The organism is Streptococcus sp. HN38, assembly GCF_028335765.1.
GTDB lineage: Bacteria > Bacillota > Bacilli > Lactobacillales > Streptococcaceae > Streptococcus > Streptococcus suis_P.
On sequence record NZ_CP116604.1, the window covers coordinates 2449513 to 2472877 of the forward strand.

At 40.5% G+C, this 23365-nt stretch carries 19 protein-coding genes and 1 pseudogene; 9 read left to right on the forward strand and 11 right to left on the reverse strand.

Annotated elements, in window-relative coordinates:
• Positions 1-8: 8 nt before the first annotated feature.
• Together argS and PHA78_RS12095 are read left to right on the forward strand one after the other, a co-directional pair.
• Positions 9-1697, forward strand: a complete 1689-nt coding sequence (gene argS / locus PHA78_RS12090) for an arginine--tRNA ligase (protein ID WP_024376208.1) — start codon at positions 9-11, stop codon at positions 1695-1697.
• Positions 1698-2022: 325 nt separating this feature from the next.
• Positions 2023-3780: an SH3 domain-containing protein gene (locus tag PHA78_RS12095; protein ID WP_272158271.1), complete on the forward strand. Its 1758-nt coding sequence runs from the start codon at positions 2023-2025 to the stop codon at positions 3778-3780.
• 49 nt (positions 3781-3829) lie between these two features.
• Here PHA78_RS12095 and PHA78_RS12100 read toward each other — a convergent pair whose 3' ends face one another.
• On the reverse strand, positions 3830-4354 hold the full coding sequence (locus tag PHA78_RS12100) for an ABC transporter permease (RefSeq protein WP_002941931.1): 525 nt from the start codon (positions 4352-4354) through the stop codon (positions 3830-3832).
• 128 nt (positions 4355-4482) lie between these two features.
• Here PHA78_RS12100 and PHA78_RS12105 point away from each other — a divergent pair, with 128 nt between their 5' ends.
• Positions 4483-4674: a hypothetical protein gene (locus PHA78_RS12105; RefSeq protein WP_024376023.1), complete on the forward strand. Its 192-nt coding sequence runs from the start codon at positions 4483-4485 to the stop codon at positions 4672-4674.
• 38 nt (positions 4675-4712) lie between these two features.
• On the opposite strand, the gene PHA78_RS12110 is transcribed toward PHA78_RS12105, so the two are convergent.
• The 9 genes and pseudogenes from PHA78_RS12110 to malQ form a co-directional block, all read right to left on the reverse strand.
• Positions 4713-5012: a hypothetical protein gene (locus tag PHA78_RS12110; protein ID WP_024376022.1), complete on the reverse strand. Its 300-nt coding sequence runs from the start codon at positions 5010-5012 to the stop codon at positions 4713-4715.
• Positions 5005-5646 carry an ABC transporter ATP-binding protein gene (locus PHA78_RS12115; protein ID WP_024376021.1) on the reverse strand — a complete coding sequence of 214 codons (642 nt, stop codon included), beginning with the start codon at positions 5644-5646 and terminating at the stop codon, positions 5005-5007. The genes PHA78_RS12110 and PHA78_RS12115 overlap by 8 nt, the downstream gene beginning before the upstream one ends.
• A 1-nt stretch (position 5647) precedes the next feature.
• Positions 5648-7678 (reverse strand): bacteriocin-associated integral membrane family protein, encoded by a 2031-nt coding sequence (locus PHA78_RS12120; RefSeq protein WP_272158280.1) that lies wholly within the window; start codon positions 7676-7678, stop codon positions 5648-5650.
• A 457-nt stretch (positions 7679-8135) separates the two neighbouring features.
• A pseudogene (locus tag PHA78_RS12125) lies at positions 8136-8937 on the reverse strand (IS982 family transposase).
• A 198-nt stretch (positions 8938-9135) separates the two neighbouring features.
• Positions 9136-9762 (reverse strand): ATP-binding cassette domain-containing protein, encoded by a 627-nt coding sequence (locus PHA78_RS12130; RefSeq protein WP_172102474.1) that lies wholly within the window; start codon positions 9760-9762, stop codon positions 9136-9138.
• A gap of 3 nt (positions 9763-9765) precedes the next feature.
• Positions 9766-11739, reverse strand: coding sequence for a hypothetical protein (locus PHA78_RS12135; RefSeq protein ID WP_272158283.1), 1974 nt, complete (start codon positions 11737-11739; stop codon positions 9766-9768).
• Between the two features lie 49 nt (positions 11740-11788).
• Positions 11789-12073 carry a hypothetical protein gene (locus PHA78_RS12140; RefSeq protein WP_172061260.1) on the reverse strand — a complete coding sequence of 95 codons (285 nt, stop codon included), beginning with the start codon at positions 12071-12073 and terminating at the stop codon, positions 11789-11791.
• Between the two features lie 371 nt (positions 12074-12444).
• Positions 12445-13356, reverse strand: coding sequence for a helix-turn-helix domain-containing protein (locus tag PHA78_RS12145; RefSeq protein ID WP_272158287.1), 912 nt, complete (start codon positions 13354-13356; stop codon positions 12445-12447).
• A 78-nt stretch (positions 13357-13434) separates the two neighbouring features.
• Complete coding sequence (malQ, locus tag PHA78_RS12150) at positions 13435-14973, reverse strand: 4-alpha-glucanotransferase (protein WP_272158289.1); 1539 nt, start codon at positions 14971-14973, stop codon at positions 13435-13437.
• A 302-nt stretch (positions 14974-15275) separates the two neighbouring features.
• On the opposite strand from malQ, the gene PHA78_RS12155 reads away from it, so the two are divergent.
• From PHA78_RS12155 to pulA, 6 genes are all read left to right on the forward strand, one after another.
• Positions 15276-16535, forward strand: coding sequence for an extracellular solute-binding protein (locus PHA78_RS12155; RefSeq protein ID WP_002941908.1), 1260 nt, complete (start codon positions 15276-15278; stop codon positions 16533-16535).
• A 106-nt stretch (positions 16536-16641) separates the two neighbouring features.
• Entirely contained in the window at positions 16642-17937 is a 1296-nt protein-coding gene (locus PHA78_RS12160) for a sugar ABC transporter permease (protein ID WP_009911009.1), read from the forward strand.
• Position 17938: 1 nt separating this feature from the next.
• Entirely contained in the window at positions 17939-18781 is an 843-nt protein-coding gene (locus PHA78_RS12165) for a sugar ABC transporter permease (RefSeq protein ID WP_002941891.1), read from the forward strand.
• A gap of 131 nt (positions 18782-18912) precedes the next feature.
• Complete coding sequence (locus tag PHA78_RS12170) at positions 18913-19623, forward strand: integral membrane protein (protein ID WP_015445375.1); 711 nt, start codon at positions 18913-18915, stop codon at positions 19621-19623.
• A gap of 9 nt (positions 19624-19632) precedes the next feature.
• Positions 19633-20616, forward strand: coding sequence for a LacI family DNA-binding transcriptional regulator (locus PHA78_RS12175; RefSeq protein WP_029996983.1), 984 nt, complete (start codon positions 19633-19635; stop codon positions 20614-20616).
• Positions 20617-20639: 23 nt separating this feature from the next.
• Positions 20640-22691, forward strand: coding sequence for a type I pullulanase (gene pulA / locus PHA78_RS12180; RefSeq protein WP_024376013.1), 2052 nt, complete (start codon positions 20640-20642; stop codon positions 22689-22691).
• 151 nt (positions 22692-22842) lie between these two features.
• On the opposite strand, the gene nrdI is transcribed toward pulA, so the two are convergent.
• On the reverse strand, positions 22843-23295 hold the full coding sequence (gene nrdI, locus PHA78_RS12185) for a class Ib ribonucleoside-diphosphate reductase assembly flavoprotein NrdI (RefSeq protein WP_009911016.1): 453 nt from the start codon (positions 23293-23295) through the stop codon (positions 22843-22845).
• Between the last annotated feature and the right edge of the window lie 70 nt (positions 23296-23365).

The following is a 23365-nucleotide window of genomic DNA, read 5'->3' on the forward strand; positions in this document are numbered from 1 at the left end:
AATCCTATATGAATCAAAAACAAGTGATTGCAGAAAGATTGGCTGCCATCCTTCCGAGTTTGGAAGTGGAAGCTATCTACAATCTGCTAGAAAAACCAAAATCATCAGAAATGGGCGATATTGCCTTCCCAGCCTTCTCACTTGCTAAAGTGGAACGCAAGGCTCCACAGGCTATCGCAGCGGACATCGTTGAAAAACTCGATACAACTGGCTTTGAGAAGGTTGTAGCTACCGGTCCTTACGTCAACTTCTTCTTGGACAAGGCTGCGATTTCCCACCAAGTCTTGACAGATGTTATTACTGAAAAAGACCAATACGGTAAACTCAACATTGGTCAAGGACGCAATGTAACCATCGACATGTCTAGCCCAAACATTGCTAAACCATTCTCAGTTGGACATTTGCGCTCAACCGTTATCGGTGATGCCCTTGCTAACATCCACGAAAAGCTTGGCTACAAGCCAATCCGCATCAACCACTTGGGGGACTGGGGTAAACAATTTGGTATGTTGATTGTTGCCTACAAACTTTGGGGAGATAAAGCTGCGGTCGAAGCAGATCCTATTTCGGAATTGCTCAAACTCTATGTCCGTATCAATGCTGAGGCGGAAGAAAAACCTGAGTTGGACGAAGAAGCACGCCAATGGTTCAAAAAATTGGAAGACGGCGACCCAGAAGCGCATGAATTGTGGCAATGGTTCCGTGATGAAAGCTTGGTCGAATTCAACCGCATCTACGACAAACTCGGCGTAACATTCGACAGCTATAATGGCGAAGCCTTCTACAACGATAAGATGGACGAAGGTATCCAAATCTTAGAAGAAAAAGGACTTCTTCAAGAGTCTAAAGGTGCCAAAATCGTTGACCTTGAAAGCTACAATCTGCCACCAGCCCTCATCATGAAAACAGACGGTGCAACACTTTACATCACACGTGATATGGCAACAGCTATGTACCGCAAACGCACTTACGACTTTGTGAAAAGCATCTATGTCGTTGGCCAGGAGCAAATCAACCACTTCAAACAGCTCAAGGCTGTCTTGAAAGAAATGGATTTCGACTGGAGCGACGATATGACCCATATCACCTTCGGTCTGGTTACCAAGGACAAGAAAAAGCTATCCACTCGTAAAGGCAATATCATCCTACTCGAGCCAACGCTGGACGAAGCCATTTCACGCGCCCTTACTCAAATCGAAGCTAAAAACCCTGACCTTGAAAACAAGGAAGAAGTGGCACACGCAGTTGGTGTCGGCGCTGTTAAGTTCTACGACCTCAAAACCGACCGTGACAACGGCTACGACTTCGACCTAGAAGCTATGGTTTCCTTCGAAGGCGAAACAGGTCCTTATGTACAATACGCATACGCCCGCATCCAGTCTATCCTGCGCAAAGCCAACTTTGTACCAAGCGCAGAAAATGACTACAAACTGGCTGATGCAGAAAGCTGGGACATCATCAAGCACATCCAAAACTTCTCAAACGTTGTAGAACGTGCTGGTGATAAATTTGACCCATCCCTCATTGCTAAATATGCTATCAACCTGGCGCAAGCCTTCAACAAGTACTACGCACACACTCGTATCTTGGATGAAAGCCCAGAGCGTGACAGCCGTCTAGCACTTGCCTACGCAACAGGACTTGTCCTCAAAGAAGCTCTACGTCTTCTCGGCGTAAAAGCACCAGAAAAAATGTAATACTAAACTATCCTCAATCCTACTGGTTGAGGATTTTTCGTTTGCGATAATTTATCAATTTCAGAAAACAAATATAAAATGCCAAAAAATTATCCAACTTCTTGCGAATAGATTTAGCGAGGGGGAGTAAGAACCTGTATTCACAGTTCAGCACGTTCACCTAAGGCTAGTTTTCCAGTTACTCATCGTTCGTTTTTTTCAAAATACAGTCAGTATTCCCTCAAAAAACTGCCTTGATTAGCGAAAAACTATCTCTTATCTAAAAGCACTTTACTTGTGAATACAGGTTCTAAGACCCCTACAAAAAATCATCAAAGGAGTCTGAATGACAAAAACATCACTTACAGCAAACCAACCTCGTTTTTCTATCCGCACCTATTCTCTCGGTGCCGCTTCTGTCCTACTAGCCTATGCCTGTCTGGCAGCTGCTCCAGTAGCTAGTGCCAATACGACAACTAATCCATCTACAAGCCCAACTATAGCCCAAACAACAAATAGCACTACTGAACAAAAAAACAATCAAGTTAGTCAATCTAGTACAAACCAAACAAACACTACACCATCCACTAAGTCCAATACAGAACAAATATCGCAAGAAAAAAACGTTACGGGTACAACAACGTCAGCAATTCAACCAATCCAAACCACTACACCATCAACTAGTCCAGCTAGTCAAACACGTTCTCAACAAACAACACCTTCCTCACAGCAAAGTCAAAACCAGACTAGACAAACAAGTACCAACCAAATTCAAACTAATACTTCATCAACAAGTAGCTCTGCTATTTCCCAAAAAACAAACACCCAAACACAAACCAACACCAACAGAAATCGACTGACCACCCAGGCTCGCACCACTAGCACGCGCTCTAGCTCCACCAGTGCCTTGGGGGATGATTATCCTTATACAGCGGTTGACGCTATTGACCCTTGGAGACTCTACACACGCCAGTGCACCTCCTTTGTAGCCTTTCGACTCAGTAAAGTCAACGGTTTTGAAATCCCACCAGCTTACGGTAATGCGGATGTCTGGGGACATAGAGCTCGACGAGAGGGTTACCGAGTGGATATGAACCCTGCCATAGGAGCAGTGGCTTGGTGGACCTCTCCTATGCACGTTGCCTGGGTATCTAGCATCCAAGGTGACATGGTCGAAATCGAAGAATACAACTACGGTACTCGATACACCTACAATCGCCGTCTGATCCATAAGAACTCTGTCAGTGGCTATATTCACTTCAAGGACCTAGCTGGCTCTCCTGTCAGTCAGACCAGTCCTGCACCTACTCAGACGCACACATCTGGCTTAGCAAACAGTGGTACCTATACCTTTACCCAGCAAGCACCAATTAAAAATGAAGCCAAACAATCTAGCACAACCTTGGATTACTATTATGCTGGTGAGAGCGTACGCTACGACCAGGTTCTAACAGCTGACGGCTACCAGTGGATTAGCTATGTCAGCTATAGTGGTCAAAGACGCTACATTCCTATCAAACAGGTACAGTCCTCCCCTGCACCACAGCAGCCAATTGTATCAACTCCTACAAAACCTCAAGGAACAATCCACATTACAAATATCAATCAAGCAGAGGGTAGTTTTGAAGTTATCGTCACCAATGTAAAATCTCCCAAGACTATCAAATCAGTATCTATTCCAATTTGGTCAGATAATAATGGGCAAGATGATATCATCTGGTATCCTGCTCAGCGACAAAGCGATGGCAGCTACAAGGTAAACGTTCAAGCAAGTAAACATAAAAATGACCGAGGACTCTACCACATCCATGTCTATTACACAGATTCCTCAAACAAACTCGAATTCATTACTGGAACTACAACTCAACTAACAGCAATATCTCAACAAACCAATCAAACAAACAGTAATTTACCAGCATCGGGTACCTATTATTTCAAGAGCAAAGCCATTGTCCGCAATCGCCCTAGCCAGTCCGCAAGTGAAATCACCTACTACGGTGCTGGTTCTTCTGTCCGCTATGACCGAGTTGTCACATCCGAAGGACGCCAGTGGATCAGCTATGTCAGCTATTCAGGAGCCCGTCGCTACATCGCCATCCCATAAAACAAAAGAAACTGCAGGTTCACTATACACCATGCAGTTTTTTAGATGATTAAATATCAGTAGAATTGATAGCTGTACTTGGTTTCTCTTTTGGCTTGCGCAGATGGAAGAAAATAGTTACCCCAAAATAGATGGCAAATAGGACAACTCGAATAATATAATTCATCATTGCCTGCGCCTCTACTGACTGACGCATAACTGAATCAGTATAAATTTGACTCAACCCTTTCTCACCAATAAAAGCGTAGGTCGAAAATAGGAGAGTTACAAAAAGATAACCCAGGTAGGTATAAGAAGCCTGCTCATTTTTCTTAAGGAAAAGCAGCACAATCGTCGCAATCACAGCAAGTAATAACACAACTGCAAATACCTTATTGACAAGATTCGTCTGGAAATTGATAGATTCTCTCATGTAGGTAAAATATGCCTCATCAATCCCCTCAACATTAAAATTCTGCAACAATTGACGCACAACAGCCTCATCGTACTTCGCAAAAAATATATTAAAGCCACGCAATACGCTCGCAATAGATGACAGTACAACAAAAATATACAAATGAATCGGTCTTTTCATATAAGCACCTCCTAATTTTAGTCTTATTCTACTCCAAAAACCATGCTTTGTCAATGTGATTTTGTGAACAAGTTGATAAATGTATATTAAAATGCTATAATAAAGAAAAGTAGCAAGGAGGAAAAGTGATGAAACATTTCAAAAAATACTACTGGCAATACTGTTTCCTGTATCTCCTCTTCTATTTACTAGCAAAGCTCTTATTTCCTAGTTTAGCGGCTATCATAATTACTATCGGCTCCTGGTCTTTAGTCGCCATGCTAGCCTACACAATCTACTACTGGATTTCCTACTGGCTCTATGTCCGTAAACAGAGATAACAAAGGCTCCTCTAAGTTATACTTAGAGGAGATGATTTTTATTTAGAGGTAAGATTTTGGAAAAAGTCAAATTGGCGGTAGGTTTGATTTTCCGGTAAGGTCAAATCCACATCGTCTTCTACATCTGCCACGGTTAATTCGACATCCAAGGGCAAATCCTTCAGTCTATAACGTCTGATTACTCGGCCCTCCGCACTGACAAAGTCCAGCAAATACCCATTTACCCGAACTTGATACAACATCAACTTATCCGTTAAATTTTCAATGACCAGCATATCCATCTTTCTACGTCCGATCGTATAGTCTGGATTGCGATAATACCTAAATTTATTATCCATGTCCAATCTCCTTCATATCAATTACCACATCTGCTTTTTCCCAAATAGCAGGATTGTGGGTCGCAATGACAATCACACGCTTGTCATTTTTTAGTTCTGTCAAGAGCTGCATGACCTCTTCAGAATTTTTGGGGTCAAGTGCAGCGGTTGGTTCATCCGCTAAAATCAAGGGAGGATTTTTTAAAATCAATTTGGCTAGGGCAACCCTTTGCGCCTCTCCACCTGATAGAGTATAGACAGGTTTATTCATATCTAAATAGCCCAGATTGACCTGTTCCATAGCCACCAACTGCCTTTGCAGGCGCTCAGCTTTTGATAGCTTCTGCCCAACAAATCCCAAGTCCAAATTCTCTCTGATGGACTGATTTTCCAACAAGCCAAAATGTTGAAACAGATAGCCCATCTCCTGCCGAAAGAAAACCTGCGAAGATAAGGTGGACAAATCCTGTCCCTGATACATAATCCGCCCACCATCAGTAGCTTCCAGCTTGGCCAGCATATTCAACAAGGTCGTCTTGCCACTACCACTTTTACCAATCAAGGCATATATTTTCCCTTTTTCAAGTTTCATATTCAAATCTGAAAAAATCACCCGTTGTTCAAAACTCTTTTTCAATCCCTGAATCTCAATCATCTTATTGTCCTTTCAATACTGCGACATTGGCAGTTTGTTCCTTTTTATCTTGCAGTTTCAATATCACCATGGCATTGATAGCAAGCAAGCCCACTGCCAAACTGCTCATAACAAGATCGCTTGTCAACCAAACTGATGCAAGCAAGCCTACTAGGAATACCCCTAGTTGTCCCAAGAGATACTGTCCATGAAGCTCACGGAAAGTCATTCCTGCCAAGCGCTTGATAAAGATTTCCCGTCTGAATTGCTCAAAATAGAGTAAGTTCATGGCATCAAAGAGCAAAATAGCCGTTGCTAAAGTCAAGACAGTGCCAATGAGTAACGAATAAAACTCTGTCCGCTTGGTGTTCAAGACACCGACAAAAGTCAAGCGATGATTGACCAGATATGACACCCAGTTATACACACCTTGTTCCTTCATGGCTTCAATCGTAGCCTGATAATCCTTAAACTTCATCCCCATATCAACACTGGTTCCCCAGAACATATCTGAAATCGGTGTTGCACCTGTGGACTCGGGAGTCAAGACAACTATAATCGGATCTGTCAGATACTGAAGCTGGCTACGCTCACCATCATTATAGAGGAAGCGCTGGTGACCGCTATCTGTATAAGTCAGACTGACCTTGGTTTCAAATAACTGCTGGCTACTTATTTCCAAGCTTTCACGAGAAAATCCTTCTAATTCTGCCTGAAACATCTCCTCTACTTGCTTCGCTTGATGTCGCAAGCGCTCTGGCAAAATCAAGCCATATTCCCCTAAAGTCAAGTGATTCATCTTCTCCAAGAATGCGGTATCCACTGCCACCTTCTGCTCGGTCAGATATGCTGGCGTTACATATAGGACATTGCCACGAGGACTATAATCCGTCAGGCGATTGCCCTCTGGGTCCACCTCGCTACCAAAGAGATACTGGTCTACATTGCTTTTGACAAATAGAGCCGACCCAGATTCTAGCTGTCCCTTGGCAAACTCCCGCCACTTTTTATTCTGCTGGGCGACTTCCTCTTCAGACATCATAGCAGAGCTGTAACTAAAAACAGATTTGTAATAGTCATCTCTCAATGCCCATTCTTCCTGTGCCTGTTCAAGCAAGCGAATTTCCTGATAGCCCTGCAATAGACGGCTAGAGCTAAAACCTACTACCAAAATAGCCAGAAGTTGCCCAACCATCATCATAGCCAACATCCGTTTGAGAGGAAGTTTTCCCTTGAGCAAATCAACCAAGCTATTTTGCCTCAACCCCAGGAAATACACTAGGCTAAGTAGGACAGAAATACTAGCAAGAGCCAGTGCATAGAGGAAAAGCCCCAGGAAAAAGACCTGCAAGATGGATAGTAAAAATCCAGCTTGAAGATAGAGAATAAGAAGTCCGATTATAGCCCCCACCGATGTAGCCATCGCAATCTGACGAATATCCTCCCATAAAGGACGAGCCACCACCTGTAAGAAACTTTCACCTGAAATCAGACGAATTCCTGCAAATCGTAAGGTCTTAATCCGATAGATTAAGGTGAGAGCCATGAAGGTCAAGAGAAAGACAAAGAAACTCAGCATGGCTACTTCTGAAACGACTGTGGATAGGAAGATGCTAAAAAGAGAATAGCCATGATGGACCATGCCACTGTAACCCAGTGATTCCAAGCTTTCTTTCAAGACTTGGTTGTCCAAATCTCCTGAAACAATCAGATAAGAACTAACCAAGTCGCTGGTTTCAGCACTTTCCTTGGAGGAAACGGTCAAACCTTCTGGAACCTGTCCGCTACCATAGATGGCGTAGGTAAAATTGGTTTCCCCAGAAGCATTAGGCTCGACAATCCGTCTAGCAATCACACTCTTATGTTCATCTGCCAAGTCGGTCAATACCTCTGTCACCTGGTCACGATTGGCTGTCTGTCTATTGGTATCTTTCCCGATGACATCCACTGCCTTGTAGGAACCAAACTCCACAAGACTGACCTGACCTGCCAAGGAAATTCCCAAGTAAATCGATACCAATAAGGTTGATAGTAGAATAAATAAACGTTTCATCGTCTCCTCCAATCCAAGAATAGATTGATAACTTTCCTATAACAACCATTGTATCCAATAATGACAAAGCCAGCCATCGCTCTACCTTACAAAGAAATGACAATCTTGTAAGATTCCAGCAAAAATTTCTTTATGTTTTCATCTAGCAATCCTACTTATTACGTAATTCTCTTAAAATATAATATATAGAGTAGTCTTCTGAAGCCTTTCAAGCATCAAGTCTCTTGACAATAGCCGATTTTGATATTTGAAGAGTATTAAATATTTATATATGTCTAGTAGTCATTCGTTAAATGATACATCACAAAACTTACGAAGTATGATATATTTAAAATGAGCATGGACAAAGCATATAAATCATGTTGCTAAAAACATTGATTTTATACACTTTTCCACGCTCTATATAATATATAATTTCAACACAATCTATAAACTTTATCATACCCGTGGTGCTAGTTCATTTGAAATAGCGTAAGTTATGAGCTAGAATAATTTGTTCAATTCGTAACTGTAGTCCGGCTAGGCTTCTAGCTAATGTATGTTCGATGTCAAAGAGACGACACAGTTCAGAAAAACGGGGTTTCAATAGTTCGTCTCATGGCCATTACTTTCCAATTGTTATGTTCTTCGGACCCTATCATGTTTTTACGAAATGGCGTCCATAGATGGTAACCTTCTTGTTCTAAGTCCTTCTTGAGCTCACTGCTCAGGTAGCCTAAATCTCCTAGGATAACCGATTGCTTACATCCCTCTAATAGCTCATAAACCACCTTAATATCATGGACAGAGGCAGGCGTGACAACATAGTTCAAAATATAACCAGATAAGGTCACCAGCATATGAACCTTGAAGCCGTAAAACCAAAGATGTTTAGAGGCATTGTAGCCAATATCGTCTAATCCTTTAAAAATGGCAACTCTATCAGATGGAAGCATGTCACTCATAGCTTTTCGGATTAATTGGACGAGCCAAATCAATTGTTTTGACCGACGATTGAAACGACTTCTTTCTAGTAACTGACCACAAGGAAAGAGGTGGCAGATGGTGTAGAAATGACGCTGTGATGTCATGCTTAGTTCAGCTTGTAACAAGAGCAAGACAAGGATTGATTCATCTGAAACTTTAACTAAGCCAACATTTCGCCGATGTTTAAAGGAATCTGGACAATAATTTTGGTAGAAGTGATGACAAATTTGTGAGAATTGGCGGACATTCCATTGCAAATGATGAGATTTAGCGGTATACTGTAAGTGGCTCATTTGGACTAACCTCCTGTATGTTTCGTCACTTACAGTATAGTCCATTTGGGCTTTTTATTGTAGTTTGAAATGAACTAGCACCACGGGTTTTATCATATATATTTCTATTTCTGATAAGTTGATAGAAATCGAACAATAAAAATCGGAGATACTACTTTAACCTCTACCGCAAGAATTGATGATAAAAACTCACATCAATTACACACTATTATTCAACTTCGCTATTTCAATTACTCTATCAAATTCAGACAATATTGTTTGATCATGTGTAACAACTATTATGGTCTTACCTTGGTGACACAAGTCTTTCAGCAAAGCAATAATTTCTTTGGCATTTTCCCTATCAAGCGAAGCAGTAGGTTCATCTGCAAAAATAATTTGAGGATTTTTTAGCAACAAACGAGCCAGAGCTACTCGCTGTTGCTCTCCACCACTTAATTGATATACAGGTTGAACTAATATATTTTTATCTAGGCCCACCTTCTCCAATGCCCGAGCCTGTTTGTCCGTATCACGTAAAATTAAATTTAAATTTTGATGAACAGTTTCATTCTCAAGCAAGGCAAAATTTTGAAACAGAAACCCTGCAATATCTCTGAAAAAATGTCGTCTATTACGAAAAGTGATTATTTGATTATTTATCTTAATATTTCCCGAATCAACTTTTTCCAATAATCCCATACAATTTAGTAATGTTGTCTTTCCTGTCCCACTTTTACCAACAATAGCTACCATCTCTTGCCGATTTATTTCAAATGAGAGTCCTGAAAATATTTGCCTTCCATTGAAGGACTTAAATATGTTGTCAACTGAAATAATACTCATCTGCTATATCCCTTTCTTCAACGTCTCAAGTTGCTGATTGTTTTCGCTGAATAGTAAACTTCCAACTAAAAATGATATATCAACTCCGAATACAATAATTGCTATTTGCCACTTTAATCCGTAGTATATAAAAATGATAAATGCAATCATATTTAACATTAGACACTTAAACAGATACATATAATGGCGATTCATCCAAGATTTCCCTAAAATGTAGTTTAAAAATAGCTTTTTTCTCTGAATTTCGATATATGTTTGACAAATAAAATACTCTACCAATATTAAAACAAATACCATCAACACAATCATTAAAAGTGTCAAAATAATATTATTTCGAACTTCCTTCAACAAAGCTAATCCACTATTTTGGGCAGAAGAAAATCCAACAAATTGATTACCTAACCCCGTATCCTTAATATAGCCCTTAGCTAGTTCTATATTTGAAAATAAATAGTTTCCTTGGGAAAGTTCTGAAATTAAGTTGTCTATGCCTGGTGCTAACAGATTTAAATCAACAACTAATATAACAGGATTATAAGAAAAAGCTTGCTCTAAATTCTCAACATTAAAATTGAATATCTCTTGATTAGAGTCTATATATAAAATTTGAACATCCCCATCATAAGGAATATCTGAATAAACATCTCTATTCAATTCTATTTCATATCGTAGTATTTCTAAAATCTGATCCCTATCTTTTTCTAGGTTTTTAGGAACTAAAATGGAAAAACGGCTTCTGTCTAAATCTACTATTCGATTACCTTCACCATCAAGAATAGGTATCTTGTTCAAAAAATTGTGGTTCACTATCATTAATGAGTGTGAATCAAAATAGAAGCCTGTTGAATAAGCTTTCTTTCTGTCTTCATTATTACCAGCTAAAATTGAACCTGTTTGTTCTGCAGCTTTAAAAAGAGGAAGTAAAAGGCTATTTACCTGTTGACTATGTAATTTTTGGCTTGCTTCGTCTTCAGTAAACTCTTGAGGTAAGAGTGTGGTATCTCTATTAAAAAGAAGTTGATAATAATCTCCAATCGTTTGCCACTTTTGTAGATTTACTTCTATTTTTTGAAATCTCTGTACCTCTTGAAAAGAAAATTGAAAACCAATAGAAAGACCAACTAGTAAAAGTAATCTTGCAAGATTGTTAATGCTTAATAACTTATGATATGGTCTTCTATTTTTTAATTTTTCAACAATACTTCCAACGAAAGAAAATAAACCATATAGTAAGCTCTGATAAAAAATCATAAACACCAATAGAACTCCCCAACAAACAATAAAGTATGTGATTAAATTCCATCGATAAAGACCAAAGAATAATGCAATTATACTGAGAAGGCAAACATCTGTTCCAAATCCATATAGACCAACTAAAACAGGATATCGTCCATGAATTTCAAAAAGACCAATCTTTTTAAAATTTGATATAACTACAAAACAATAGGATAATAAAGTGATACTCCATAAAATAAAGAAAATCAATCCATAAACAGAGAAAAAATATTCCGAAAGGATGTACCAGATGTTGATTGTTTCTACCTGAATATGTAGACCCATTTTCTCAAAGTCAGATTTTATATTTTTGGGAACACTCTGTGTCAAATAATATCCACCTATAGGTGAGGTGTTCATCAATTCTTTGCTATCAAAAAAGTTTATGTTTTCTTTTAACGAAGGTAAATGATACGAATAATTACTTACTCCTTTGGAAAAAGTGTAGACATTCTTAGATGTTTCGCCTTTTGAATCTATTTCTGTCATCACTCTATGAAATTGCAGGTTATTTTCTTCAGCATATTGATCAAGATCGCTAAAAACTGAATCAGTACTACGATTTTGATTCCACTCTACTACCTCAATATATACCTGTACATCAGGTAGGCTATTCTTAATATGATTTTCTAATACTTTTTGTGCCAAATAAAATACACTGAGAACGCTAAACAACAATAATAGACGATAAATTTTTTTCATATTTTTAAAAGGACTACTTAATATGTAGTCCCCTCCATTTTCTACAAGATTATCTATAATTCCAATAAGAACGATTCCCTCTCATAGCACGTGCAACTGACGCATAGGCTTTATCTACCCTCGAACCATAATCTGTCCTCCTTGTTTTTCCAACAGCAGTTACAGAAACAGCACGTCCAGTTCTAGGATTCGGTGTATACTCACCCCATGTCGTTCCCTTTCCAGGTACACCTGTTACACCCCCAAAAAACGCATCGTATGTCAACGCTGAAGCACTAGCCCCCATACCAACAATCGCAATGAGTAAAAAACTTTTTAATACTATCTTTTTCATTCCTATTTTCTCCTTTTGTTTTTCTGTTTTATTGTTTACTTTTTAGGTATAACTTCCTTTCATGGAATATAGACCTTTTCAACAATACATCTCATTTTCTCCTAACCTTTCTAAAAGTGATTAAATTGTCCACCAAACATCGCCTAGCTTACCAAAAAAATATTTAAGCATCTCGTATCTCCTTCTTACATATAACTTTTTATGTGCCTAGTATATCCTCTTTTTACAAAATCACCAATGACGACAATGTCATCGAAAATAGTCTATAAATCGTAAAAAGACATTCAAGAGATCAAAAAAGACCTAAAAGACGAACAATCATATCTCTTAGGTCTTTCAATGATGACATTTATGTCACCTATAAATTATAGTTATAAATATTTTTTCAAATCCTTCTGCCACTCCTCTGCTAATTTCTGTGCCAGATAGTCATTACCAATAACCTGTGCAAACAATTTTGCTGATTGGTAAACTTTTTCAGCTTTTTCATAATCTTCCTCTAGTTTCAAAGCCGCTTTCCATTCCATCATAAACAAGAGAGGTTTCTTTTGATAATCTTGTGTCTCTTCCATTATTCCACGAAGACAATCAATATAGATAGGGGCATCGTCATAGTATTCTACTAGTTCAAAGCAGGCAAGCCCTGAGATAATCGCATCTCTTAAATAAAAAGTATCTTCTAATCGAACAAATGTCTGACTGCTGGCTAGTTTTTTCATTAAATACGAGATAGATTCAAAGTTGTTTTGAACTCTACTGACTGTATTCTCTCCTATTGTTTGCTGGACAAAAAAGAGCCGAATAAGAATCAAGTCATTGACATCACACACTTTCTTTGCCATAAGAAGTGGTAAGTTTTCTGTCAATAGAGCTACTGCATAATCTGGTTGATTGGTCCGCACCATATCAACCATAGCCTGCATAGCCTCACAGATAAGCTGCTCAGTCTTAGGTAGTTCTTCAAAATAGGTATTATATATGGTTTCGATATACCCATCCTGTTTATCCAACACCTCCACCTTATTATATATCGGCTCCCGCAGCAACTTGTACTTGAGTTCCAGATAGCCTTGTGGCAATTCCTTATAGTCTGGCATCAGGCTATAGGCTGGAATACCCAAACGCTGGGCAATGTACTCTAGCTTTGGAATAGAAGGTTGCGATTGACCACTTTCTATCCGAGCTAATTGCCGTACCGTCAACTCTGATTCATCTCCGCAAAAATCTGGGCGGCTCAGCCCCTTTTCTAGCCTCAGTTGCTCGATTTTTTGTCCTAAATCCATACCAGTCCCCCACTGCACCTATTTATCCTTACCTAAACAGTATACCACATCTTGCAAGCCTTTACAAAAAACACCAGCCTAGGCTGATGTTTCTGTCTTTTCTTGTTTTTTCGCTTTGACAATGGCATTCTCACGGCGGTAGGTCACTGTCAAATCAAGCAATTCCGCCTCAATGGCAGGGGTGAGCTGGTCAGCAGTCATCCGCCAGGTCCAGTTGCCACCAAGGGTGTTTGGCAGATTCATACGAGCTGATCCATCCAAGCCGAGCAAGTCCTGCATAGTAGCCACCGCCATAAAGGCAGGTGAACCGAAAAGCAAACGGAACATGGCATGGCTAACCCCTTCATCCTCACGACGATTGCTGTACTTATCTAAGAATGCACGCGATTCTTTCGTTGTTTCATTTTCGTACCAGCCAAGAATCGTATCATTGTCATGGGTTCCCGTATATGCCACCACATTATTAGGATGGTTATGCGGCATTTCAATGCTGTCTCCTTCTGGATCAAAAGCAAACTGCAAGACTTTCATGCCTGGGAAACCAGTCCTTTCACGCAATTGAATGACCTTATCTGTCACTGTTCCCAAATCTTCCGCGATAATATTCAGATCGCCCAAGTGGTACTTGATGGTTTCAAAGAGTTCGAAACCTGGTGCTTCCACACGGTAACCATTGACCGCCGTTTCTTCCCCCGCTGGAATTTCCCAGAAGGAGGCAAAGCCGATAAAGTGGTCGATACGTACCATATCGTATATCTTAAATGATTCACGTAAACGAGCAACCCACCAAGTAAATCCGTCATGCTTCATCGCTTCCCAATCATAAATCGGATTGCCCCAAAGCTGACCAATTTCCGAAAAGGCATCTGGTGGGCATCCTGCAACCACACTCGGTTTGCCTTCTTCATCCGTTTTAAAGAAATGTGGATTAGCCCACATATCGGCAGAATCAGCCGCGATATAAATCGGCATATCCCCAACAAACTCAACACCTTTGGCATTGGCATAAGCCTTTAAAGCCTTCCATTGTGAAAAGAATAAATATTGTGTAATGCGGTGATAATCAATTCGATCTGCCAACAAGTGACGATAATATTCCAAGGTATCGTGGTAACGTAAGCGCGCCCCTTGATCTTCCCACTCTGTCCAAGGTTTGAGATCAAAATGCTCTTTTATAGCCATATACTCCGCAAAGGTATGAATCCAAAAGTCATTCTCCCCTAAGAACATCCAGTAATCTTCTGGCAAGCCTTGTGCCTTCATGTTGACAACTGCCTTCTCCAGTAATGGACGGCGAGCATAAAAAATGGCTGCATAATCTACCTCTGTAGGATTCTGCCCAAAGTCAACACCGTGTAAATCCTCTGCTGTCAGCCAGCCTTTATCAATCAATATATCGAAATCAATAAAATGAGTATTCCCTGCAAAAGCTGAAAATGACTGGTAAGGCGAGTCACCATAACTGGTCGTTCCCAAAGGCAAAATCTGCCAGTAGCGCTGCTTAGTTCTTACCAAAAAATCAACAAATTCATAGGCCGATTGTCCCATGGAACCAATTCCATATTTGCCTGGTAATGATGAAATGTGCATCAGCACACCACTCTGTCTTACTTTCATAAGCTCTCCTATCTAATCCGCTTACACGACGCAAACGTTTTCTCTTTTTCATTATATACTGAAAACGGTAACAAATCAAGGGGTTTTCCTTTAATTCTGTTCGTTCCTATACCATTCCATATTTCTCTTCATTATATATACAAAAAAATTCTTATGTTTTTTAAAACTCAAAAAAATTTTTAATTTTTTTTTATAAAAACGCTTGCAAACGGATTCAATCTGGTGTATAATGAAGTCAACTTAGGAAAACGTTTGCGCTATGCGGACGTCACACAAAACTATTTATCTTCGGAGGGAAGAAAATGAAACACAATCTCCTTAAGAGCGTTGCTCTTCTTGCTGCATCAACTGCTGTTTTAGCTGCTTGCTCAAACTCAGGTTCATCAACAGAGGCATCTAAGTCTGCTGAAGGTAGCAAAGAATTGACTGTCTACGTTGACCAAGGTTATGAATCTTATATCAACGACGTCAAAGCTGACTTCGAAAAAGAAAATGGTGTGACTGTTACAGTTAAAACTGGTGATGCTTTGACTGGTTTGGATAACTTGTCATTGGACAACCAATCTGGTTCAGCTCCAGACGTTATGATGGCACCATACGACCGTGTAGGTAGCCTTGGTTCTGAAGGTCAATTATCTGAATTGACACTTGCAGATGATAGCAAAGCAGATGACACAACAACTGCTCTTGTAACAAACGGTGGTAAAGTTTACGGCTCACCAGCAGTTATCGAAACACTTGTTCTTTACTACAACAAAGACTTGTTGACTGAAGCTCCTAAGACATTTGCAGAACTTGAAACACTTGCTAAAGATAGCAAATACGCCTTCGAAGGAGAAGCTGGTAAAACAACTGCCTTCCTTGCTGACTGGACAAACTTCTACTACACTTACGGACTTCTAGCTGGTTACGGTGGCTACGTATTTGGCGAAAACGGTACTGATCCAAAAGACATCGGACTTGCTAACGAAGGTGCCATCAAAGCGATTGAATACGCTAAAACTTGGTATGAAAAATGGCCTCAAGGTCTTCAAGACGGTACCGCTGCAAACAACTTGATTAACACTCAATTTACAGATGGTAAAGCAGCTGCTATTATCGAAGGACCTTGGAAAGCAGCTTCATATAAAGAAGCTGGCGTAAACTATGGTGTAGCAACAATCCCAACTCTTGTAAACGGTAAAAACTACTCAGCATTCGGTGGTGGTAAAGCGTGGGTTGTTCCTACAGGCGCTAAAAACCAAGAAATGGCTCAAAAATTTGTTGACTTCTTGACTGCTACAGACCAACAAAAAGCACTTTACGACGCTACAAACGAAGTTCCAGCTAACACTGACGCTCGTGAATATGCTGTAAGCAAAAACGACGAATTGACAACTGCAGTTATCAACCAGTTCGCTTCAGCTCAACCAATGCCAAACATCTCAGAAATGGGTTCAGTTTGGACACCAGCTGGTAACATGCTCTTCGAAGCTGCAAGTGGTGCAAAAGACGCTAAAACTGCTGCAACAGACGCTGTGAAAGCTATTGCAGACGAAATTGCTCAAAAACACAGCAACTAGTCAAGTTTAAAGTTGGACTGGGAGTTCCTCCCAGTCTACTTTATTACTTAACGATAAACTGAATAGATAGAATCGACCATCTATTCAGAAACTATATAAGGAGACTATGACTATGAAACAAAATCCAGGTAAGGCACTCCTTTTGTCCCTGATCCCTGGTCTCGGACAAATCTACAATAAACAAAAAGCCAAAGGATACATCTTTTTGGGTGTTACCCTTGCCTTCCTTGTTTATTTTATTGCTATTGCAGCTGGTGAATTAGGCAACTTGATTACCCTCGGTAGTGTTCGTGGACAAGATAATTCACTATTCATGCTGATTCGCGGTTCTTTCCATTTGATTATCACGGTTGTCTATCTCGCTTTCTATGCACTCAACCTAAAAGATGCACGTGATACTGCGAAACGATGGAATTCAGGGATGCCAGTAGCTACCACATTAAAAGAAATGGTAAAAGGCATCTATGAGAATGGTTTCCCATATCTCTTGATTATCCCATCATATATTGCGATGACCTTTGCTATCATCTTCCCAGTTGTCGTTACATTGTTTATCGCCTTTACAAACTACGACTTCAAACACCTGCCACCAAGCGCATTGTTGGATTGGATTGGTATTACCAACTTTACAAACATCTGGAAACTAAGCACATTCCGTACCGCATTTGGCTCTGTACTTGGCTGGACAATTATCTGGGCACTCTGCGCTTCAACAGCTCAAATTGTTATCGGTATCTTGACAGCCATCATCGCAAATCAGCCATTCATCAAAGGAAAACGCATCTTCGGTGTTATCTTCTTGCTCCCATGGGCTGTTCCTGCCTTCGTAACTATCTTGACTTTTAGTAACATGTTCAACGATAGTGTCGGCGCTATTAACACACAGGTATTGCCATTCCTGAGCAAATTCCTACCATTCATCGATAATTTCCTTATCCCTTGGAAAACCGACCCATTCTGGACTAAAGTTGCCCTCATTATGATGCAGGCTTGGCTTGGTTTCCCTTATATCTATGTTTTGACCTTGGGTATTTTGCAATCCATTCCAAACGACTTGTATGAAGCTGCTTACATTGATGGTGCAAGTGCCATTCAAAAATTCCGTAACATCACCCTTCCGATGATTTTAGCAGTAGCAGCTCCAACACTAATCAGTCAATACACCTTCAACTTCAACAACTTCTCTATCATCTACCTCTTCAACAATGGTGGTCCTGGTAGCGTCGGTGGTGGAGCAGGTTCAACTGACATCTTGATTTCATGGATTTATAAATTAACCACAGGTACATCACCTCAATACTCAATGGCGGCAGCAGTTACATTGATTATCTCAATGATTGTCATCAGTATTTCCATGATTGCCTTCAAAAAACTAAATGCTTTTGAAATGGAGGATGTATAAGATGAAAGTATCTGTAAAAACTAGACGCATACTCAATCAGACCTTAACCTATCTCTATCTGATTGTTCTGTCTGTTATCATCATCTATCCTCTCTTGATTACAATCATGTCCGCCTTCAAGTCTGGTAACGTGGTTGCCTTCAAATTGGATAGCAATATCAACTTTACACTAGACAATTTCAGCAAGCTCTTTAGCGAGACTCTATACGGAACCTGGTACCTCAATACGCTTATCATTGCTCTCTTGACAATGGTTATTCAAACAAGTATAGTGGTACTAGCGGGTTACGCTTATAGTCGCTATAACTTCATCGCTCGTAAGCAGAGTTTGGTCTTCTTCTTGATTATCCAAATGGTACCAACCATGGCTGCTCTTACCGCCTTCTTCGTTATGGCCCTCATGCTCAATGCGCTCAACCAAAGCTGGTTCCTCATCTTCCTTTATGTCGGTGGTGGTATCCCAATGAACGCTTGGCTCATGAAAGGCTACTTCGATACGGTGCCAATCTCACTTGATGAATCTGCAAAACTAGACGGTGCCGGTCACTTCAGACGTTTCTGGCAAATCGTCCTCCCACTCGTTCGTCCAATGATTGCTGTACAAGCGCTCTGGGCCTTCATGGGACCTTTTGGAGATTACATCCTATCCAAATTCTTGCTTCGTGAAAAAGAATTCTATACTGTAGCTGTCGGCCTTCAAACCTTCATCAGTGATGTGAAGAATATGAAGATTGCCTACTTTGCGGCAGGTGCCATTCTTATTGCCCTCCCTATCAGTATCCTATTCTTCTTCCTACAAAAGAACTTTGTATCTGGTTTAACAAGCGGTGGTGACAAGGGATAACCCTGTCCCACCTTTTCCCTTTTTAGGGGAAACATTGATATTTATGAAAGGTCCAACGAATGCTCCCATATCCTTTTTCCTATTTTTCTAGTATCTTCTCTCCAAGAAATATGTTTGCCAATCGTAGACTAATGAACCTTTGGCAACGGTTGTTTACAACGCTTTTTTTAGTGGCGCTCTTGCTCATTCCGAGCTCCCTACAGACTGTCAATCTCGAAACCTATCCTTTAGAAAATTTCGTAGAAGGTATCTATGCACCTCTGACAGATCAGGTCGTAGATGACCTCCGTCAACACGCAGTCATCGAAAACAACCACCTAACCTATACTGGAAATACTAACTGGGAGCAAGTGACATTTGGTGATACCGTTAGCTCTAGTTCTGACTTTACTTATCAATTCGCCAATCAGTCTCTGACTATTCGTAAAGGAAGTGATATTCTAAGCGAATTGACTTATGAAGGTTTGAATACTGACGATTTTGCTAGTAAGGAGACCTTGACTGCAACCATCTCTAAAAAATGGTATCAAGCCAACCGAGCAGCTGTCGGACTGTCCATCACTCTTATTTCGACCTTTATTTTAACAACAAACCTACTCTTCATCCTACTAGGAGCCAGCTTCTTCCTCTTTTTGACTAAAAAGTCTCGTTTCTTCCATTTTGAAACGTTTGCAGAGTGCTATAATTTTGCTCTCAACTGTCTGGGCCTGCCTACTCTTATAGCCTGTCTAATTGGACTATTTGGTCAACCTGTGACTACCCTTCTGACCATACAAAACATCCTATTTGTGCTATGCTTGTTATGGGTATTTTTCAAAACAAAATTCAGAGATGAAATCTAGGAGGTCTATATGCGTGCAACCATCAAAGATGTGGCTAAATTAGCTGGTGTCTCGCCATCTACAGTTACTCGTGTCATTCAAAATAGCTCTGCCATTAGCCAAAAAACGAAAGACTTGGTGCGGAAAGCCATGGCGGATCTCAACTACCATCCAAACCTCAACGCTCGAAGCCTAGTTTCTAGCTATACACAGGTTATCGGACTGGTTTTGCCAGATGACTCGGATGTTTTCTATCAAAACCCTTTCTTCCCTACTGCCTTACGAGGAATTTCTCAAGTTGCGGCAGATCATAATTATGCCATCCAAATCTCCACAGGAAAGAATGAAGAACAACGTCTAGAAGCGATTTCTCAGATGGTCTACGGCAAACGAGTGGACGGCCTTATCTTCCTCTATTCCAAGCCCGACGATCCATTGGTACAATTGGCTATCCAACACAAATTCCCCTTCCTCATTCTTGGTAAGGCGGATTCTCCATTCATATCACTAGTTGATAATGATAATATCCAGGCCGGCTTTGAAGCTACCAACTACTTCATCAATAAAGGTTACAAAAACATTGCCTTCGTCGCTGGTAACAAAGAGTTGGTCGTATCTCAAGACCGTTATACTGGTTACAAGAACGCCCTTAAATCGCACAATATTCCCCTAGATGAAAACAAGGTCAAGTTTGTGTCTGGCTTCCTTCTCGAAGACAGTGCCTACAAAATTTCTAAGAAATTACTCAAACAAGACCTGGATGCAATCGTCACAACCGACACTTCCGTTGCCGAAGGTGTTGTCAAATATCTCAACGAAGTCGGAGTCAAACTTCCTATCATTTCTTTTGACTCCGTCAAGCCAAAACTAGATATTGAAGCCTACGTTGACGTCCACGCTATTAAGCTAGGACGCGTCGCATTCAATACTCTGCACCAAATCATCAATGACAACAAGGACGACAAGCAAGTCTGCTACCGACGTGTCATTCCACATACCATCACCGAACTCTAACTTAGAAAGGAGCCTTTTGGCTCATGGCATTACGACAATTTCAAGCATTCCTTGATGATGTAGCAACTATTCGCTTGGTCATGGAAAAACGATTCGACTCCGAACATATGAGCTTCTCACTTGAATCAAATGATGCTACGTCTCAACTTTTTATCCATTCCTGTCTAGAAGTAGACAATCTCGTTATCTATTATCTAACCAGCCTCCATGCATTGACATTGGACAAGGACTATACCATCTACGACCAGGATCGTAATAAAGCTGAACTCGGCTATGGTCATATCGTTCGCTCTACACTTTTTGAACAAAGTTATACATACAATGGGCAAGACTTGGGAGCAACCTATCGACCAGAGGCAACAACCTTTAAATTATGGGCACCTATTTCTAAGCAAGTTTTTCTTGTTCTAGAAGGAAAACCACATGCAATGACGAAGGGAGCAAAAGGAGTTTGGGAAATTACTGTTGAAGGAGACCTAGAAGCGAACAGCTATCACTATCTCCACAAAGTAAACGGTGAATGGATTTCCGTTCACGATCCCTACGCCCTGTCTTCCACAGCCAACTCAGGTGACAGCTACGTTATCAATCCAGATAAACTTCATAAAATTCGTCGTGCTAAGACCCAACGACCTATCTCTCAGGCCATTATCTATGAAATGAGCGTCCGTGATTTCTCATGGCAAAAAGAAGCTGGTTTCAAGCATCGCAGTCAATTTCTCGGATTGACAGAGTCTCCTACCATGGATGGAATGAAGCTAGGAATGGATTACATCAGAGAACTAGGCGTTACCCATATTCAATTATTGCCTGTTTATGATTTTGGCAGTGTGGATGAAAATAAACCCCAAGCTGTTTACAACTGGGGCTACGACCCTATGCAATACAATCTGCCAGAAGGTTCCTATTCTAGCCAACCAAACGATCCTTACGCACGTATTCTAGAGCTACAAGAGGCTATCCAGGCCTACCATGATGCAGATATTTCAGTTATTATGGACGTTGTTTACAACCACGTCTATCATGCTGAAAAGTACGCATTTGAGCTCATCGTTCCAGGCTACTTCTATCGCTATGATGACCACGGCATGCGAACAGACGGGACATTCTGCGGTAACGACGTTGCCAGCGAGCGCAGTATGGTCCGCAACTACATCAAACAATCCCTTCGCCAATGGCTAGAACTCTATGGTTTTGATGGCTTTCGTTTCGACCTTATGGGTATTTTAGATAGCGAAACAATCAACCAGATTCAAACTGAATTATCTGCCATTCACCCAAATGTCTACCTCTATGGTGAAGGATGGAAAATGGCAACAGGCCTCGAATTTGAAAAGCTGGCTCACCAGTACAATGCAGAGCAGTTACCTGAAATCAGCTTCTTCAATGACGATTACCGTGATACCTTTAAGAAACTCTTGCTCAATCCAAGCCGTCTAGTAGATAAGCAATTGCACGAAAAGGTACAACATCTCCTAACTGGTAGCCGATTAAGCCATTTCTTAACGCCTCAACAGTCCCTCAACTACATCGAATGCCATGATAATGCTACAGCATTTGACTATTTCCATATTGAGAATCCAAACTGGACACCTCAACAGCAGAAACGTGCTGCTAGCTTTGGACTTCAACTGATTTTGATTTCTCAGGGTATGGCCTTCATTCACAGCGGGCAGGAATTTTTCCGTACAAAAGATGAATTAGATAATACTTACAATGTCCCTGACCTTATCAACCGTCTGGACTGGACACGAGCTATTCGTTATAAGGAACATATCGAGTTCATTCAGGAATTAATTACCTTCCGCAAAAATAATCCAATACTCAGCCAGGATAACTACGAAAGTATCCAAGAAACTTGTGATTTCTACTGGTTAACTGAATATGTTCTTCGCTATCAAGTAACAAGTGAAGAAAAGACCATTCAATTTATCATCAACTTTGCGGATAGCGACTTTACCTATGAACGTGAAAAAGATAAGGCAGTTCTCTACAACTATCCTCCAGTCGAAGAGCGTGATCAGCAAGAAATCACGATTGCAGGACAGAGTATTTGCATTTTAGAAGACAAATAGGACTTTAGACCGATGAAACACGATATAGTCTGAGGTATACTATAGTCAATCCTAAATATTTTTCATAATCTCCTTAAAACTCACTGGTCACTCTGGTGAGTTTTTTTGTGTGACCAAAAAACAACCCAGCATAAAGCTGAGTTGAGGCTCTTTACATCAATTCCATTATCTTCCGACCAATGCGTTCAATGTCATTCTGCATCCCTCTGAGTTCAAAGGTGTCTATAACAGGAAAATTAAATCGCTCAGCATATTGCTTGGCAGTCAGACAATATTGGTTGTTAAAATTGCGGTTGCCAGAGCCAACGACACCCAGACAGAGCTCTGCATTGGTCCCCAAAGCGATAAAATCTCCGAGAGGATTGGTCAAAATCTCCACATCTCCGTTATCGACACCATTTCCGCCCTCCAGATAGGTAGGAAGAAAGGCGACAAAGGGAGCATCTAGCTGATAGAAAGGAATATCCTGCTTGACCAAATCTTTAACATGGACCAGTTCAATCTCCCAGTCAGTTTGAAATTGGAAAAAAGACTTTAGACGTTTCACAAAACTCTCTGTATTGCCACTCAAACTGATGTAAACCAAATATATTTTCTTCTTCATACATTTCCTCTTTATAATAAAAACACTACATGTAGACTGTAAATACTATTTTACTCCTACATGTAGTGTT

Bases quoted from the DNA above. Each gene is read 5' to 3' on its own strand.
- nrdI (WP_009911016.1), bottom strand. From the start codon at position 23,295: ATGAAGAAGAAAATATATTTGGTTTACATCAGTTTGAGTGGCAATACA.
- argS (WP_024376208.1), top strand. From the start codon at position 9: ATGAATCAAAAACAAGTGATTGCAGAAAGATTGGCTGCCATCCTTCCG.
- PHA78_RS12105 (WP_024376023.1), top strand. From the start codon at position 4,483: ATGAAACATTTCAAAAAATACTACTGGCAATACTGTTTCCTGTATCTC.
- PHA78_RS12160 (WP_009911009.1), top strand. From the start codon at position 16,642: ATGACTATGAAACAAAATCCAGGTAAGGCACTCCTTTTGTCCCTGATC.
- PHA78_RS12120 (WP_272158280.1), bottom strand. From the start codon at position 7,678: ATGAAACGTTTATTTATTCTACTATCAACCTTATTGGTATCGATTTAC.
- PHA78_RS12145 (WP_272158287.1), bottom strand. From the start codon at position 13,356: ATGGATTTAGGACAAAAAATCGAGCAACTGAGGCTAGAAAAGGGGCTG.
- PHA78_RS12130 (WP_172102474.1), bottom strand. From the start codon at position 9,762: ATGAGTATTATTTCAGTTGACAACATATTTAAGTCCTTCAATGGAAGG.
- PHA78_RS12095 (WP_272158271.1), top strand. From the start codon at position 2,023: ATGACAAAAACATCACTTACAGCAAACCAACCTCGTTTTTCTATCCGC.
- PHA78_RS12100 (WP_002941931.1), bottom strand. From the start codon at position 4,354: ATGAAAAGACCGATTCATTTGTATATTTTTGTTGTACTGTCATCTATT.
- PHA78_RS12155 (WP_002941908.1), top strand. From the start codon at position 15,276: ATGAAACACAATCTCCTTAAGAGCGTTGCTCTTCTTGCTGCATCAACT.
- pulA (WP_024376013.1), top strand. From the start codon at position 20,640: ATGGCATTACGACAATTTCAAGCATTCCTTGATGATGTAGCAACTATT.
- PHA78_RS12135 (WP_272158283.1), bottom strand. From the start codon at position 11,739: ATGAAAAAAATTTATCGTCTATTATTGTTGTTTAGCGTTCTCAGTGTA.
- PHA78_RS12110 (WP_024376022.1), bottom strand. From the start codon at position 5,012: ATGGATAATAAATTTAGGTATTATCGCAATCCAGACTATACGATCGGA.
- malQ (WP_272158289.1), bottom strand. From the start codon at position 14,973: ATGAAAGTAAGACAGAGTGGTGTGCTGATGCACATTTCATCATTACCA.
- PHA78_RS12170 (WP_015445375.1), top strand. From the start codon at position 18,913: ATGAACCTTTGGCAACGGTTGTTTACAACGCTTTTTTTAGTGGCGCTC.
- PHA78_RS12165 (WP_002941891.1), top strand. From the start codon at position 17,939: ATGAAAGTATCTGTAAAAACTAGACGCATACTCAATCAGACCTTAACC.
- PHA78_RS12115 (WP_024376021.1), bottom strand. From the start codon at position 5,646: ATGATTGAGATTCAGGGATTGAAAAAGAGTTTTGAACAACGGGTGATT.
- PHA78_RS12140 (WP_172061260.1), bottom strand. From the start codon at position 12,073: ATGAAAAAGATAGTATTAAAAAGTTTTTTACTCATTGCGATTGTTGGT.
- PHA78_RS12175 (WP_029996983.1), top strand. From the start codon at position 19,633: ATGCGTGCAACCATCAAAGATGTGGCTAAATTAGCTGGTGTCTCGCCA.